14 protein-coding genes are annotated in these 15,170 nt (G+C 62.1%); 10 read left to right on the top strand and 4 right to left on the bottom strand.

From position 1 onward, the window contains the following. Positions 1-18: 18 nt before the first annotated feature. The 3 genes from ABID19_RS05845 to ABID19_RS05835 all read left to right on the top strand — a co-directional run bounded on the left by ABID19_RS05845 (position 19) and on the right by ABID19_RS05835 (position 2,982). Positions 19-807: a shikimate dehydrogenase family protein gene (locus tag ABID19_RS05845; RefSeq protein ID WP_354488760.1), complete on the top strand. Its 789-nt coding sequence runs from the start codon at positions 19-21 to the stop codon at positions 805-807. Between the two features lie 123 nt (positions 808-930). After that, complete coding sequence (locus ABID19_RS05840; protein WP_354488758.1) at positions 931-1,653, top strand: GntR family transcriptional regulator; 723 nt, start codon at positions 931-933, stop codon at positions 1,651-1,653. 27 nt (positions 1,654-1,680) lie between these two features. Further along, complete coding sequence (locus ABID19_RS05835) at positions 1,681-2,982, top strand: aspartate aminotransferase family protein (protein ID WP_354488756.1); 1,302 nt, start codon at positions 1,681-1,683, stop codon at positions 2,980-2,982. A gap of 5 nt (positions 2,983-2,987) precedes the next feature. On the opposite strand, the gene ABID19_RS05830 is transcribed toward ABID19_RS05835, so the two are convergent. From ABID19_RS05830 to ABID19_RS05820, 3 genes are read right to left on the bottom strand one after another with little or no spacing between them, the layout of a single operon-like run. Next, complete coding sequence (locus tag ABID19_RS05830) at positions 2,988-3,668, bottom strand: GntR family transcriptional regulator (RefSeq protein WP_352937273.1); 681 nt, start codon at positions 3,666-3,668, stop codon at positions 2,988-2,990. Further along, positions 3,665-4,657, bottom strand: a complete 993-nt coding sequence (locus ABID19_RS05825; RefSeq protein ID WP_354488754.1) for a transketolase family protein — start codon at positions 4,655-4,657, stop codon at positions 3,665-3,667. Before ABID19_RS05825 ends, ABID19_RS05830 begins: the two co-directional genes overlap by 4 nt. After that, a complete protein-coding gene (locus ABID19_RS05820) occupies positions 4,654-5,526 on the bottom strand; it encodes a transketolase (protein ID WP_354488753.1) in 873 nt (290 codons plus the stop codon). The genes ABID19_RS05825 and ABID19_RS05820 overlap by 4 nt, the downstream gene beginning before the upstream one ends. A gap of 121 nt (positions 5,527-5,647) precedes the next feature. Between ABID19_RS05820 and ABID19_RS05815 the strand changes: the two genes are divergently transcribed. From ABID19_RS05815 to ABID19_RS05785, 7 genes are all read left to right on the top strand, one after another. Next, a complete protein-coding gene (locus tag ABID19_RS05815) occupies positions 5,648-7,180 on the top strand; it encodes an ABC transporter substrate-binding protein (RefSeq protein WP_354488751.1) in 1,533 nt (510 codons plus the stop codon). Between the two features lie 27 nt (positions 7,181-7,207). Beyond that, positions 7,208-8,221 (top strand): ABC transporter permease, encoded by a 1,014-nt coding sequence (locus ABID19_RS05810; protein ID WP_352937268.1) that lies wholly within the window; start codon positions 7,208-7,210, stop codon positions 8,219-8,221. Positions 8,222-8,268: 47 nt separating this feature from the next. Then, positions 8,269-9,054, top strand: a complete 786-nt coding sequence (locus ABID19_RS05805; protein WP_354489476.1) for an ABC transporter permease — start codon at positions 8,269-8,271, stop codon at positions 9,052-9,054. After that, complete coding sequence (locus ABID19_RS05800) at positions 9,054-10,037, top strand: ABC transporter ATP-binding protein (RefSeq protein ID WP_435528700.1); 984 nt, start codon at positions 9,054-9,056, stop codon at positions 10,035-10,037. Before ABID19_RS05805 ends, ABID19_RS05800 begins: the two co-directional genes overlap by 1 nt. Positions 10,038-10,040: 3 nt before the next feature. Further along, a complete protein-coding gene (locus ABID19_RS05795) occupies positions 10,041-11,060 on the top strand; it encodes an ABC transporter ATP-binding protein (protein ID WP_354488746.1) in 1,020 nt (339 codons plus the stop codon). Between the two features lie 20 nt (positions 11,061-11,080). Beyond that, positions 11,081-11,926 (top strand): SMP-30/gluconolactonase/LRE family protein, encoded by an 846-nt coding sequence (locus ABID19_RS05790; protein WP_354488744.1) that lies wholly within the window; start codon positions 11,081-11,083, stop codon positions 11,924-11,926. A 155-nt stretch (positions 11,927-12,081) separates the two neighbouring features. Beyond that, on the top strand, positions 12,082-13,749 hold the full coding sequence (locus tag ABID19_RS05785) for a N,N-dimethylformamidase beta subunit family domain-containing protein (protein WP_354488742.1): 1,668 nt from the start codon (positions 12,082-12,084) through the stop codon (positions 13,747-13,749). 22 nt (positions 13,750-13,771) lie between these two features. Here ABID19_RS05785 and ABID19_RS05780 read toward each other — a convergent pair whose 3' ends face one another. Continuing rightward, a complete protein-coding gene (locus ABID19_RS05780) occupies positions 13,772-15,151 on the bottom strand; it encodes an aminotransferase (protein WP_354488741.1) in 1,380 nt (459 codons plus the stop codon). Positions 15,152-15,170 lie beyond the last annotated feature (19 nt).

The raw sequence follows: 15,170 nt of genomic DNA, 5'->3' as shown, positions 1-15,170 counted from the left end.
GCTCAGTGGAGAACCAGCTTGCAAATCACCGGCCAGACAAAAATCATGTTCGTGCTTGCGCATCCAATCGGGCATGTTCGCGCCCCAGCTGTTTTGAACGCGCATTTCGAATCCACTGGCAAGAACGTCGCCGCTTCGCCGCTGCATGTTGCTCCCGAAGACCTTAACGGGGTCGTCGCCGCGATCCGTCACATGCGAAACGTCATCGGTTTCGGCACGACAATTCCGCACAAGATCGAGGTGATGCGTTTTCTCGATGAACTCACGCCGAATGCGAAAAATGTCGGGGCGGTGAACTTCACGCGCCGCGACAAGGACGGCCGCCTCATCGGCCACAACACCGATGGTCTCGGTTTCGTCGCCGGCTTGCGTCTCAACGACGTCGACCCCGCTGGCAAACGCATCCTCCAGCTTGGAGCCGGAGGTGCGGGACGAGCGGTCGCCTTTGCGCTCGCCGAGGCCGGAGCCGGCAAGCTGCGCATCAGCAATCGCGATGGCGGAAAGGGCCAGGCACTGGCCGAGGCCATTGCCGCGCACTATCCGAAGTGCGATGTGACGGCGGGACCTGCCGCTGCCGAGGATTTCGACGTTATCGTCAACACCACCTCGGTTGGCATGAAGGAAGATGATCCCATACCCGTCGATATCGATCGGCTGGCGCCTGCCACCGTGGTGGCCGACGTCATCATGACCCCTCTGGTCACGCGTTTGCTTGCCAGGGCCTCGGAGCGCGGCTGTAAGACAATCGGCGGCAAGATCATGCTCGACCAGCAGATGAACCTCGTCACCGATTTTCTTCGCGCATGAGCCAAGGCTCGGATTTTTTTGGGATTGCCGGTGGATGGGCCGTTAATATCGGCAACCACGCTTGACGGAACGACGGTTTGGTCGGCAAGCCGATTGGATGCCGAGACCGGTTCGAGGACAACGATGGCGGAACTGAGCGAAATCCAGACGACGAGCCTGTCATCCCAGATCTATCTGCGGCTGCGCCAGCAATTGATGTCGGCGCGGTTCCACCCTGGCGACCGCCTCAAGATTCGCGACCTGGCGCAAAGTCTCGGAACCAGCGAGACGCCTGTGCGCGAGGCGCTGTTCCAATTGGTCAAGGATGGCGCGCTCGAGATGAAACCCGGCTATTACATCCGCGTGCGCCGGGTCAACCTGAAGGAATATCTCGAGATCAGGGACATCCGCCTGCTTCTCGAACCTTATGCGGCCCAGCAAGCCCTGCCGCACATCGACAATTCGTTCATCGAGCAATTGTCGGCGACCCATGACAGGCTCGTCGAGGCGGAGCGGACGAAAGACTATCCGGCCGCCTTGCAAGCGAATTACGATTTTCATTTCTCCGTCTACCATAAGTCGCAGATGCCGCATCTGATCGAGATGCTGGAAAGGCTGTGGATCCAGATCGGACCGCTGCTGACCTTCCTCTACCCTCACGGCCACCCGACCTATGACGGCCAGCATCAGCATCTCAATGTCTTGAGCGCATTGAAGGCGCGCGACAAGAAGGCCCTGCGCAAGGCCTTTGAGCAGGATCTGATCGAAGGCGGCCGGAAATTCGTCGATTATCTCACCGAGATCGAGGGCAAGGACTTCTCCGACCGGGAAGAAACTCCGCGCCCGACGAGACGCAAGCGTGCCTGACTGTTGTGCCATGAGAGGGTGAAGCCAATGAATGTCCGCGACGGGAATCTGGCGCTTGCCGCGCGCGCAAGCAAGGTCATGGCCGGTGGTCACCTCAGCCCCAGTCGCAAGCTTGGCGCCTCGATCGCCTTTACCCGCGCTTCCGGCTGCTATCTCTTCGATGCGGATGGGAACCGCTACACTGATTTTCACTGTGGTTTCGGCGCAAATGTGCTCGGCCACTGCCATCCGGCGATCGCCGCGCGAGTTCATGCCGTATCGCATGACATCGACCTGATCGGCGCCGGCATCACCCAGCTGGAGGTTGAAACTTGCGAGGTCATCGCTCGCAATATTCCCTGCGCCGAACTTGTGTCGCTCTGCAGCAGCGGTTCGGAGGCGACCTTCCATGCGCTGAGGATCGCCCGTGCCTTCACAGGTCGCAAGAAGGTGATAAAATTCCAGGGCGGCTATCACGGCTGGCATGACGCCGTCGCCATGAACGTCCAGTCCGAATCCGGCGCGATTGGCCGCTACGATCCCTTGTGCGACGGGATCATGGAAGAGACGGCGCGCCACACAATTGTCCTGCCCTACAACGACGCAGGCGCTGTTGAAGCCTATCTGAAGGCCAATCCCGGTGAGGTCGCGGCGATTATCGTCGAGCCGATTGCCCACAATATCGGTTCGGTGATCGCCACCGATGCTTTTCTGTCCGACCTGCGCACGATCACGCGGGAGCAAGAGGTCGTGCTGATCTTCGATGAGGTGATCACGGGCTTCCGTCATGCTTTGGGCGGCTATCAATCGATCTGTGGCGTCACGCCCGACCTGGCCACCTTCGGCAAGGCGGCCGGCTCCGGCTATCCGATTGGCATCGTCGCCGGCCGCCGCGACATCATGGAATGCGTTGGCCGCACCGGGAAAGGGTCGGTGTTCATGGGCGGCACCTTCAACGGAACGCCATCGAGCCTCGCGGCGGTGCTGGCGACCATCGAGGAATTGTCGAAGCAGGGCACGTACGAACGGTTGTCGGCGCTCGGCATGCACATGCGAAAGGGCTTGGATGCGATCGCTTTGCGGCATGGGCTCGAAGCCCAGAGCGCCGGCTTCGGATCGGTGTGGCTGTTGTATTTCTTCTCGGGCGCCTACAGCCGCTACGACGATTTGCTGCGCAATGACGACGCGCTTGACCTCGCTTTCCGGCAGAAGATGATCGAGCACCGCTTGATAGGCCAGCCGCTGCCGTTGAAGCGGCTTTATCTCTCGCTCGCACACACGCCCGAGGTTCTTGATGAATCGCTCGGTGTCATCGACAGCATATTGGAGCGACTGATAGCGCGGCGCTAAAGCCGTCAGGAAACGGCGGCAAGCGGCCGGGCGCCGAGATAGGCGAGGATGCCTTCGCCGCCGCGCTCAATATCGCCCACGAGTGCTTCGCTTGCAGCGGCGCCGTCGCGCCTTTCGAGAGCCGCCATCACGTTCACATGCTCCTCGGCGCCCAGATAGTGGTCGTCAGCATGTTCGCGGTAGTAGACCTTCAGGATCGGTCCCATGGAAACCCATAGGTTCTCGATCTGTCCGAGCAGCATTTTCATGTTGCAAAGCTGGTAGACCCCGAAGTGGAATTCGCGATTGAGCCGGATCGAGTTGAAATTGTCATGCGCACGGCTCGCCTTGACGAACCGCGCGTGGCAGTCGGCCAGCCGCTCCACATATTGCGGCGTGGCATTGATTGCGCCCTCCCTGGTCGCCAGGCCCTCGAGCGCGATCCGTATCTTGCGGATTTCCAGATAGCGCCCCAGATCGAGATCGGGCACTGTCAGGAATCGGCCCGAGCGGATCTCCAGCCCCTGCTCGCTGACCAGGCGAAGGCATGCCTCCCGCACCGGGGTGACGCTGGTGCCGAGGCGTTCGGCGATGTCGTAGATGACGAGCCGCTCGCCGGGTGCAAAATCGCCGTCGATCAAGGCGGCGCGGATCGACGTGTAGGCCCGGGTCGAGAGATTGTCGGTGGCAAGCGGCTTGATGCTCACGAAGGTCCCCGATTCGACATGGTCTCGATCGCATATGATTCGATACCCTTAGCATCCAGCCTATAATGGGCATAGAGATGCGTCGGCGGTGCGATCAGGCTGTACTCGTCCATGATGCCATGACGCACCAGGCGCGGTGCGCCGCCGATGTCACCAAGCACCTCGGCGACTGCGCCTCCAAGGCCGCCGAGCACATTGTGCTCCTCGACCGTCATCAGGCAGCGTGAACGTCGCGCTGCTGCGATAACGGCGTCCCGGTCGAGCGGCTTTATCGTGTGCATGTCGATGAAGCCGACGTCGCGCCCGCCCGCCCGCAATGCGCGCACCGCGTCCAGCGACGGATGCACCATCGAGCCGCAGGCGATAATGGTGAGGTCGGCGCCCTCGTGATGGGTCACAGCCTTGCCGAACTCGAACAGCGCCGGTCTATCGTAGACGACCGGATCATGGCCGCGTGCGATGCGGAAGTAGATCGGCTCCGGCCAGGTCATCGATGCACGGATGGCGGCAGCGAACTGCGCCCCGTCGGCCGGCGAGACCACGGTCAGATCGGCAATGCTGCGCATGATCGCCAGGTCTTCGGTGGCGTGATGCGAGGTGCCGTAGAAGCCGAGGCTGATCCCGGCATGATGGCCGATCAGCCGGACAGGCAGAGCCGAATAAGCGACGTCGGTACGGATCTGCTCGCAGCAGAGCAGCGCCAGGAATGACGCGAAGGTCGCGGCAAAAGGCATGTGTCCGGTCGTCGCCAAGCCTGCGGCGGCAGACACCATATTCTGTTCGGAAATGCCGAACTGGAACAGCCGCTCCGGATATTTGCGGGCAAAGCCGATCAGTCCGTTGGAATATTGCAGGTCGGCCGTCACCGCGACGACCGGGCGACCTTCGGCGGCGAGTTCGTTCAGCGTGTCGGCAAGCACTGAAAGGCTCGGCGCGCGTGCGTTCAGTCCGCGATACTGCCAGCTTCCGGGATCGAGCGCCTCGCTCATTGCAAGCCTCCTCTCGCCCTGATTTCGGCCAGGACCTTCTCTTCGTCGCTCGGCGCGAGAAAACCGAGATGCCAGCCCGGTTCAGCTTCCATGAAGCCAACGCCCTTGCCCTTCATCGTATGGGCAATGATGCAGGCCGGCTTTTCGCGTACCTGCTCGGACTTCAGCCGTCGCAAAAGCAGCGTCAGGGCCTCAACGTCATGGCCGTCGACATCATGCACGTCCCAGCCGAAGCTGCGCCATTTGTCGGCGAGCGGTTCGATGTCGATGACGTCCTCGACCGTGCCGTCGAGCTGGTAGCGATTGCGGTCGACGATCGCCACCAGATGGCTGAGCCGGTGGTGGGCGGCCGACATCGCTGCGGCCCAGACCTGGCCCTCCTGCATCTCGCCATCGCCGAGGAGCACATAGACGTCGAAATCCTGGCCGTTGAGCCGACCGCCAAGCGCCATACCGACGCCGGCCGACAGCGCGTGGCCGATCGAGCCGGAACTGAAGTCGACGCCCGGCACCTTGCGCATGTCAGGGTGATCGCCGAGCGGGCTGCCAAGACGTGTGTAGCTATCGAGCCATTCCTTTGGGAAGAAATCCCACTCGGCCAGCAGCGGAAAGAGCCCGACCGCCGCATGGCCCTTGCCCATCAGGAAGCGGTCGCGACCGGGCCACTTAGGCTCGGCGCGCATGAGCCGCATGACCCCGCCGTAAAGAACGGCGAAAATTTCGGCGCAGGAGAAAACCGAGGAATAGTGACCGACTTTGGCGATCGAAATCAGCCGCACAGTCTCTGTCCGGACAAACAGGGAGAGCTCCTTGAGGCGGCGTGTTTCGGCCTCCGATAGCCCATTCGCGAGGCTCGGCGATGAACTCATTCCCATAAACCTCCGGTACGAAATTCGCTTGCAAGGCTGCTGATAGTGGTATCATATATGATATATGTGGCAGCAAGCCAAGCCCGGCTGGGCTGAATAAAAAAGAGGGATGAAGATGAAAATGCTCTCCAAAGTCATGGGAACGGCTCTAACCCTTCTGACGTCGACATTCATCGCTGCATCGGCCTTTGCCCAGGATCCTGCTACCTTCGTCTACGCCGATGCCGGCGAGCCCAGCACGATCGACCCTGCCAAGGCCAATGTGAATTGGGAGTTTACGGTCACCCGCAATGTCTATGACCGCCTTGTCGATTTCGATCTCGATGATCCATCGAAGCTCTTGCCGGCGCTCGCCACCCAGTGGAAGCAGGAAGGCACTGCCTGGACCTTCACGCTGCGCGAGGGCGTGACCTTCCATGATGGCAGCCCCTTCGACGCCAACGATGTCAAGGCGACACTCGACCGGCTGCTCAAGATCGGCCAGGGGCAGGCCTATCTGGTCGACGACATCGCCAGCGTGACGGTCGTCGACCCTAAGACGGTCAGGATCGAGACCAAGGCGCCGACCGTGTTCCTGGCATCTAATCTCAGTCGTATCGAAATGATCGCCGACGAGGACGTCGCCAAGCACAAAGACGATCTGGGCGAGGCCTGGTTCAGCGAGAACGCCAACGGAACCGGTCCCTACGCGTTCGTCGCCTGGACTCGCGGCACCCAAATCGAACTCAAGCGCAACGATAAATGGTGGGGCAAATTCCCGGCGAAGCCGTTCGACCGTGTGCTCGACCGCTTTGTGGCTGACGGTGCCAACCGGGCGCGCGGACTTGAAGGCGGCGAATTCGATCTCGCCAATTTCGTGCCGCTCGACGAGGCGCTGCGCATTGGCGGAACCAGCGGCTTCCACATGATCGAAGGCAACAATCTTTGGGCTTGGCCTGCCATCTATCTGAACATGGATCTCGCGCCGACCAACAACAAGGACTTCCGCAACGCGCTGGTGAAGGCGTTCGATTACAGCGCCATGGTTCAGTCCTTTCAGGGCAGGGCCGAAGTCGGTCGCGGACCGATACCGGCATGGTTCCCCGGCAGCCCGGAAAAGGGCGCGCCGGAAATCAAGACCGACCTCGATGCGGCGAAGGCGGCCCTCGCGGCATCCGGCCTGGCGAACGCGACGATGAAATGCTCGGTTCCAGCCGGCTTCCCGGAATTCCGCTTCGCCGCCACGGTTCTTCAATCGTCGGCGGCCCAGATCGGCGTCACGGTCGAGATCGAGGAAGCCCCCTTTGTCGAGGCGATTACCGCCATCAAGACCGACAAGAGCAATTGCTTCATCCTCGGCAATGCCAATTTGAGTCCGCAGGATGCGACAAAGTTCTTCTCCGCGCATTATCTCAAGGGCGGCTTCTACAATTCCGGGAAGTTCTTCGATCAGAGGCTTCAGGACCTCGTGGCCAAATTGCCCACCGTCGAGGATCCCGCTGAGCGTGCGGTGCTTCTGAAGCAGGCCGCGGAAATCGTCGTGGATGCCCACGCCATCATCTGGACGGCACGGCCCAAGACCGTTGTTCCGGAGCCCGACCGCATCGGCGGCTATCGCATCGATCCGGCCGAATACATCAACGCCCGCTTCTGGGAACTGTATAGCAAAGAATAGGCTGAGCACGATCGGAGCGACACGGGCATGATGAATTTCTTGATGAAGCGGCTGGCTTGGGGGGTGCTCGTGCTCCTGGCAGTCGCGGTCATCACCTTCTTCCTCAGCCGAGTCGTTCCCGCCGACCCTGCCGCCTTCCTGGCCGGCCAGAATGCGTCCGAGGCGACGGTGCAGCGGATCAGGACCGAACACGGGCTGGATCGCCCGATGGCCGAGCAGTTCGTGTCCTACATGGCCGGGCTGGTGCGGGGCGATCTCGGCGATTCCATCCGTACGAGGCGCAGCGTCAGCGCCGACCTCGCGCAATATCTCCCGGCGACCATCGAGCTTCTGCTGGTCAGCTTCGTCATCTATCTCGGGGCGAGTTTTTCACTTGCCGTACTAGCTGCCAAGAAGCCGGGCGGGATGGTCGACGGGTTCATTCGCCTCATGACCATGATCGGCACTGGCATACCCGTGTTCTGGCTCGGCATGACCTTGCAGTTCTTCTTTTTCTACAAGCTTCACTGGTTGCCGCTTGGCGCACGGTTTCCAATCCGCGAGTCGGCGCCGCCGGTCGTAACCGGCTTGATGCTGGTCGACTCCTTACTTGCGGGTAGCCTCTCGGCCTTTGCCGGCAGCGTGAAACATCTCGTTCTGCCGTCGCTGACGATCGTCGTGAACCTGCTTGCCGTGGGCACGCGGCTGTCTCGCGCGGCGCTCATCCAGGAGCAGAGCCGGCTCTATGTCCGAACCGCGCGCGGCAAGGGACTGGGTCCGCGAACGATCCTTTACAAACACATGCTGCGCAATGCGTTAAGCCCCATCCTCACCGCTACGACCATGCAGTTCGGCTATATGATAAGCTGGGTTATCCTCGTCGAGGTGATCTTTGACTGGCCCGGCATTGGCCTCTACGCCTACCAGTCGTTCCAGGTGTTCGACTACTCGCCGGTAATCGCGCTGGCCATCGTATCGACAGCCGGCTTCGTCATCATCAACCTCGTTATGGACTTGCTCTACCCGATCATCGACCCACGCGTACAGAGTGTCGGCTCGTGAGCGTTTCGACCGAATTCAAGCGCCACCGGCTTGCGCGCCCTAAAGGCATTCTGACGCCGCTGGCGCTGCTGGTTGTGGTCGTATTGGCGGCGTTCACATTGCTGCCCGGCTTGATTGCCCCGCACGATCCGGTCGCGCTGGCTATGGCCGATCGTCTCAAGCCGCCGAGCCTGGCGCATTGGTTCGGCACCGACGAGGGCGGCCGCGACATCTTTTCACGCGTCGTCTACGGCACCCGTTATTCGCTCGGCGTGGCGGTTGCCATCGTCTTCGCCTCTGCCCTGTTCGGCGTGGTCTATGGCGCGGTCTCCGGCATGGCGCGCGGCTGGGTCGACAATCTCCTCATGCGCATCGTCGATTTGTTCTTTGGTTTTCCCGCCCTGGTCTTGGCACTCGCAGTCGCTGCTTCCATCGGGCGTGGCCTCGACAGCGTCGCGCTGTCGCTCGCCATCATCTGGTGGCCGGGCTATGCCCGTCTGGTGCGCGGCGAGGTGTTGCGGCTGCGCGAGCGCCCGCATGTCGAAGCCGCACGCGCGCTCGGGGTCTCAGATCTGACCATCCTGCGCCGCCACATCATTCCTTTCGTCGCGCAGGAGGTAAATGTCCGCGTGACGACAGACATCGGCTACGCGCTGGTTGCCGTCACCGCGCTTTCTTTCCTTGGCCTTGGGGCGAATTCGCCGACTCCGGAATGGGGCTTGCTGATCCGCGACTCGCGCTCCTATTTTGGTTCGGCCTGGTGGTATTTGGTCTTCCCCGGCACAATGATCATGATCACTGCGACAGCCTTCTCGCTGATCGGCGACGCGCTGGCATCGAGGCGCGGCGTATGATCCTGTCGGTGCGTGACCTGGCTATCGGCTTTCGACGCCCGGGCGGCGAACTCAATGCGGTCGATCGTATTTCCTTCGATGTCGAGCAGGGTGAGACGTTCGTGATCATCGGCGAGTCGGGCTCCGGCAAGTCGCTGACCGGTATGTCGATCGCAGGTCTGCAGCCGCAGACGTCCTTCGTATCCGGCTCGATCCGCTTCAAGGATCGTGAATTGCTTAACCGCCCCGACGCCGAACTGCGCAAGACGCGCGGGCGTGAGATTGGGCTCATCTACCAGGACCCGCTCGGCTCGCTCAATCCGGTCTGGCCGATTGGAAATCAGATTGCCGAGGCGCTGACGGCGCATGGTCTCGCCAATCGTGCCGATGCGGCCAAGAGGGCCGTGGAAATGCTGGACCGTGTCCGTATCCCCGACCCGGTGCGTGTCGCCAGCGCCTATCCGCACGAGATCAGCGGCGGCATGCGCCAGCGCGCCATGATCGCCATGGCGCTGGCCGCCGGGCCCAGCCTGCTGATCGCCGACGAGCCGACGACGGCGCTGGATGTCACGATCAAAGCTCAGATGCTGGAGTTGCTGGCCGAACTCAAGCGCGAGATGGACCTCACCATCATCCTGATCACCCATGACATGGGCGTCGTGGCGGAGGTCGCGAACCGGATCCTCGTCATGTATGCCGGCAGGATCGCAGAAATCGGCCCGGCTGATTCCATCATGCGGCGGCCGGCGCACCCCTACACCGCCGCGCTGATGGCCAGCGCGATGATCTCCGAGACAACGCCGAAGCACGACCTCAATGCCATTGTCGGTGTCGCACCGGGATTGGGCGCTTTTCCGTCGGCCTGCCGGTTTCATCCGCGTTGTCCGATGGTTCAGGATGGCTGCCGCACCACCGAGCCACCGAAGCGGCCGTTCGGCGGTGTCCAGCTTGCCTGTCATCATCCGATCGCGTCGGCAGACGCCGCATCGTTGGTTGGGGCCTGAGCCATGGCGGCGCTTCTCGAACTCGAAAACATCACCAAGACATTCACGCAAAAGCGTGGCGGCAAGCGCGACGTGCAGGCCGTCGCCGGCGTGTCGCTTGCGGTCAGCAAGGGCGAGACGGTGGGGTTGGTCGGCGAGAGCGGCTGTGGCAAGTCGACCCTCGCGCGGCTGGCGCTGAAACTGCTCAACCCGACGGCCGGCCGAATCCTGTTCGACGGCGCCGATATCACCGGGATGAGCGGCCGGCAAATGCTCCCGGTTCGCCGCCGTCTGCAGGCGGTATTCCAGGATCCGCTCGCCTCGCTGAATTCGCGTATGACCATTGCCGAGATCATGCGGGAACCCTTCGACACCCATGGCATCCGGCTTGGAACCGGATTGCCGGCGCGCATACGCGAGCTTCTGTCCTTCGTCGGTATGGAGAATACAGACATACAGAAGCTGCCACCGCAGTTTTCCGGCGGCCAGCTTCAGCGCATCGCCATTGCTCGCGCACTGGCGCTCGAGCCGGACATCATCGTCGCCGACGAGCCGACATCGGCGCTTGATCCATCGATCCAGGCGCAGATCGTCAATCTGCTGCTGTTTATCCAACGCAAGCGGAAAATCTCTTATCTCATCATTTCGCACGACCTCGACGTGATCGGCCATGTCGCCGACCGAATCGCGGTGATGTATCTCGGCACGGTCATCGAACAGGGGCCTGCCGACCAGATCATGGCGCGGCCGCTGCACCCCTACACGCAGGCGCTGCTGTCGGCGGCGCCGACGCTTGCCGCGCGCCGACAGCGAGGCTGGAAGCGCATCGTGCTCCAGGGGGATCCGCCGAACCCCGCCAACGTGCCGTCCGGCTGCCGTTTTCATCCGCGTTGCCATCTGGCGCGCGACATTTGCCGGCTAATTACGCCGCCGCTCCGCGCCGTCGAGGACGGGCGTCTCGTTGCCTGCCATCTCGCGCCGGACGGGACCGCGGCGATAGGGGTCGAGATCGGCCGGGCGCGCAAGGGCGAGGCGGCGGCGTAGCGGGTAGGGAGGCTAAAACAATGAGCTGGAAGCAGGAAATCCACGCGACCGGATTAGGTTTTCCCGAGGGACCGGTGGCGCTCGCGGATGGATCGATCGCCTTCGTCGATCTGCTGCACGCCAAGATCAGGGCGTTCCGCGACGGTCATGTGCGCGAACTCGCCACGCTGCCGGGCGCCCCAAACGGCATGCGTCTCGGCAACGACAACAACCTGTACATCACTAACAATGGTGGCATCGCGCCGCTCTCGCTGGAACAGCTCAACTACACCGATCCGCAGATCCCCGGCTGCATCCAATGTGTGAAGTCAGATGGGAGTTGGAGCGATGTCGCGGTTGATCTGCCCGGCGCAAAGCCGTCGCGACCAAACGACCTGGTCTTCTCCCCGGAGGGTGAAATCATCTTCACCGACCCGCAGAACTGGGAAGTGCTTGGGGTCGACGATGGAGCCTACCATGGCGGCCAGCTGCTTGCCGTGGGCGCCGACGCGAAGGTGCGCCTGTTGGCGCCGATGACCGGATTCCCGAACGGCCTGGTCTTCCACCCGGACGGCTCGTTGCTGGTCGGCATCACCATGGAGCACAGGGTCGTGCGTTTTCCCTGGGACCATGGGCGCGTCGGCGCGATGGAGGAGTGGTGCCGGCTGGGTGACACCTTCAATCCCGATGGCATGGTGTTCCACGAGGACCGCCTTTTTCTCACCGGTAGCGGCGGCGACCAGATCGCAATCCTCGACACGGCCGGACGCGTGCTCGACATGATCGAAACCGGTCCCGGCAGCGATCCGACCAATTGCTGCGTCCATGACGGTAGGCTCTGGGTAACGCTTGGCCTTCCAGGCCAGCTCGTTTCATACGGGCTGTAAGCGATGGTTGCCACGATCCGATGTGTGCGGCCTCCGAGGTTCCCGCATCGACAAGTTCAGGCTGCCCTCAGCGTAGAGATCACAGCACACCCGCCTTCATCCTGAGTGCGAGCCAGCGAGCCCCGAAGGACGCACCACAACACTAGGGATATCGTATGTCGACAAACATCCCCTTTCTCCCCCCCGAACTGGGCTCCCTCAATATTGCGCCGCGCGTCGCGCGGCCCATGCATGCGGACGACCATTGGCACAGCAAGCCCTGGTACGAAGCCCCGCGTGACGACCCGGCGCTGCCCGAGGTCTACAGCTACACCGACGCGATATCCTATGATCCCGGCGACGAGGTGGTTTTTCACTCAAGCAGCACAGCTCCGGACTGGACGCTCGAAATCTACCGCGACGGCTTCGAGCCCGAGGCCGTCTACAAGGCGGAAGCCATCGAGGGCGTATTCTCGCCGACCCCAGAGGCTGCCTACCGCAACGGTTGCGGCTGGCCGGTCAGCCATCGCTGGAAGCTGCCGAATGATCTGCGCTCTGGGTTCTACCGCGTGGTCTCCACTTGCGCGCGGGCGAATGGCGGCAAATTCGTCCAGCATCATTTCTTTGTCGTGCGGCCGACGGAGAAGACCCGCCGCGCCAGGATTTTGATGGTGCTGCCGACAGGCACATGGACCGCCTACAACGACTTTGGCGGCGCCAATCATTATTTCGGCATAGTCGGGCCCGAGCGCAATCTGCCGTCGCCGGTACTGAGCACGCAGCGTCCATGGACGCGCGGCATCGTCTGGTTGCCGGCCGGTGCGCCGCGCATCTGCGCCGATCCATTGCCGGAGATGGGCGACGCGCCCCGTTACCCAATGAAGGAATGGGCCTTTGCCAACGGCTTCGGCCAATACTATGCGGCCGCCGGCTGGGCGCAGTTCGACCGGCACTTCGTGCTCTGGGCCGAGAAAGAAGGCTATGCGCTCGACATGATCACGCAGACGGACTTGCATTACCGTCCGGAACTTCTCGATGCCTATCCATGCGTGACGATCGTCGGCCATGACGAATACTGGACCCGCGAAATGCGTGTTGCGATTGAATCCTATGTCGATCGCGGCGGCCACCTGGCGCGGTTCGGCGCGAATTTCCTCTGGCAGATCAGGCTGGAGGACGATGGCAAGAGCCAGCATTGCTACAAGTTCAAGGCGATCGACGACGATCCGGTCAGTGGGACCGAGAATGCGCATTTGCTCACCACCGCGTGGGAAGACAAGGACGTGTGCTGGCCCGGCGCTTCCACGGTTGGGGTTAACGGCCTGCATGGCGTCTATGCGTCCTGGGGCGGCTTTGCGCCGCACGGTCAGAAAGGTTTTACCGTCTACCGGCCCGAGCATTGGGTCTTTGAAGGCACCGGCCTCCACTATGCCGACATCTTCGGCGACAAGGAGCGTATATTCGCCTACGAAGTCGATGGGCTCGACTATACGTTTCGCCATGGCCTGCCCTACCCGGTGCCGGTCGAAGGGCAGCCGGAGACGATCCAGATACTTGCCATGGCGCCTGCCGTGCTGGCCGAAGACGAGCCGGATGGCGAAGGCTTTCGCTACTATGTGCGCAGCAGCGATCATGAAGGCCTCGTCAAATGCGTGACGGGCGAGATCACGCCTGAAGGTTTGGCGCGCTACAAATACGGGTCGGGCATGATGGTGCACATGACCCGCGGCAAAGGCGAAGTGGTGACGGCCGCAACCTGCGAATGGGTCATGGGCCTGAAGCGCGGCGATCCGTTCACGCAGCGGATCACCCGCAACGTGCTCGACCGATTCATCCAGGGGTGAATTCAGGTCGGCTTTGGTCGCTCTACCCGGTCTGCAACTCGGCGTGCACGTCGTCCAGCGCGCGCGCGAGGCGAGTAACGAGAAATTCTACCTCGTCTTCGGTGACGATGTAGGGCGGACAGATGGCGATGACGTCGCCAACATTGCGCACGATCAGACCATGCGCGCGTGTCCTGCGCTCGACCATGGCGCCGACCTTGAGTTCGGCCGGGAACGATTGCCGCGTCGCCTTGTCGGCGACAAGCTCGACTCCACCGATGAAGCCTACCGAGCGTACATCTCCCACCAGCGGGTGCGATGCGATCCGCTGGAGGCCTGCGGCGAGCTTGCGCCCGAGCGACCTCGATACTGCCGGGAGATCCATCTCCTTGTAGATACGCAAGGCTTCGACGGAGATAGCGGCGGAAACCGGATGGCCAGAATAGGTAAAGCCGTGACTGAACAGGCCGTTGCGGCCGCTTTCCTCGGAAATTGCCTCGAACACCGGCGCTGAAACCACCACGCCGCCGATCGGCGCATAACCCGAGGAAAGGCCTTTGGCTATCGACATGAGGTCGGGCTGGACGCCAAAGGTCTCGCAGCCGAACCAGCTTCCCGTCCGTCCAAATCCGCAGATGATTTCATCGGACAGGTAGAGTATTCCGTGTCGTTTGACCACTTCGTGAATTGCTGGAAAATAGCCTTCTGGCGGCACGATGACCCCGCCCGCGCCCATCACCGGTTCGGCAATGAAGGCGGCGATGGTTTCGGGCCCTTCCGCAAGGATGAGGGCATCGAGCTCGCGCGCCAAGCGTGCGGAAAAATCGGCCTGCGTCTCGCCTTCCAATGCGTCCCGATAATAGTGCGGCCGGGCGGTATGGATTACGTTGCAGTCGGGCAGGTTGAAGGATTTGTGCATCGCCGGGAGACCGCTGATCCGCGCCGCCATCACCGTCGACCCGTGAAAGGCTCCGGTTCTGGCTATGATCTTGCGCCGTTCGGGCTGCCCGATCGCCGAATGGTAATACCAAGCCATCTTGACCATGGTGTCGACGGCCTCCGAGCCGCCGTCGGTGAAGAACATCCGCCCGCCCGGAATCGGAACAATTGTCGCCAACTCTGCTGCCAATTCGGCCACGAAGGGATTCGAGCGATGGTTGAATGTATGATAGACGGGCAGCGTCTCCAGCGCCGCAGCACCGGCCGCGGCCAGCCGCGCATTGCTGAATCCCAGGCTCGCGCACCACAGGGACGCCACCGCGTCCAGATACTTCCTGCCGTCGATGTCGATCACATGCGGGCCTTCGCCGCGCACGATCATCAGCGGGCCGGTCTCGGCGTGCCGCGCCGGGTCTGTCTGGGAATGGAAATGAAAACGTTTGTCGGCGTCTTCGAGGTCGGCCGAAGCGTTGGAAAGCACCATGAAAGCCTCCGTCAAGCTT

The organism is Mesorhizobium robiniae (genome assembly GCF_040545535.1).
In the GTDB taxonomy this organism is placed as follows: Bacteria; Pseudomonadota; Alphaproteobacteria; order Rhizobiales; family Rhizobiaceae; genus Mesorhizobium; species Mesorhizobium robiniae.
This window is presented reverse-complemented; position numbering and strand designations above follow the sequence as displayed.

Bases quoted from the DNA above. Each gene is read 5' to 3' on its own strand.
- ABID19_RS05825 (WP_354488754.1), bottom strand. From the start codon at position 4,657: ATGAGCGAGGCGCTCGATCCCGGAAGCTGGCAGTATCGCGGACTGAAC.
- ABID19_RS05785 (WP_354488742.1), top strand. From the start codon at position 12,082: ATGTCGACAAACATCCCCTTTCTCCCCCCCGAACTGGGCTCCCTCAAT.
- ABID19_RS05790 (WP_354488744.1), top strand. From the start codon at position 11,081: ATGAGCTGGAAGCAGGAAATCCACGCGACCGGATTAGGTTTTCCCGAG.
- ABID19_RS05795 (WP_354488746.1), top strand. From the start codon at position 10,041: ATGGCGGCGCTTCTCGAACTCGAAAACATCACCAAGACATTCACGCAA.
- ABID19_RS05840 (WP_354488758.1), top strand. From the start codon at position 931: ATGGCGGAACTGAGCGAAATCCAGACGACGAGCCTGTCATCCCAGATC.
- ABID19_RS05780 (WP_354488741.1), bottom strand. From the start codon at position 15,151: ATGGTGCTTTCCAACGCTTCGGCCGACCTCGAAGACGCCGACAAACGT.
- ABID19_RS05810 (WP_352937268.1), top strand. From the start codon at position 7,208: ATGATGAATTTCTTGATGAAGCGGCTGGCTTGGGGGGTGCTCGTGCTC.
- ABID19_RS05835 (WP_354488756.1), top strand. From the start codon at position 1,681: ATGAATGTCCGCGACGGGAATCTGGCGCTTGCCGCGCGCGCAAGCAAG.
- ABID19_RS05820 (WP_354488753.1), bottom strand. From the start codon at position 5,526: ATGAGTTCATCGCCGAGCCTCGCGAATGGGCTATCGGAGGCCGAAACA.
- ABID19_RS05815 (WP_354488751.1), top strand. From the start codon at position 5,648: ATGCTCTCCAAAGTCATGGGAACGGCTCTAACCCTTCTGACGTCGACA.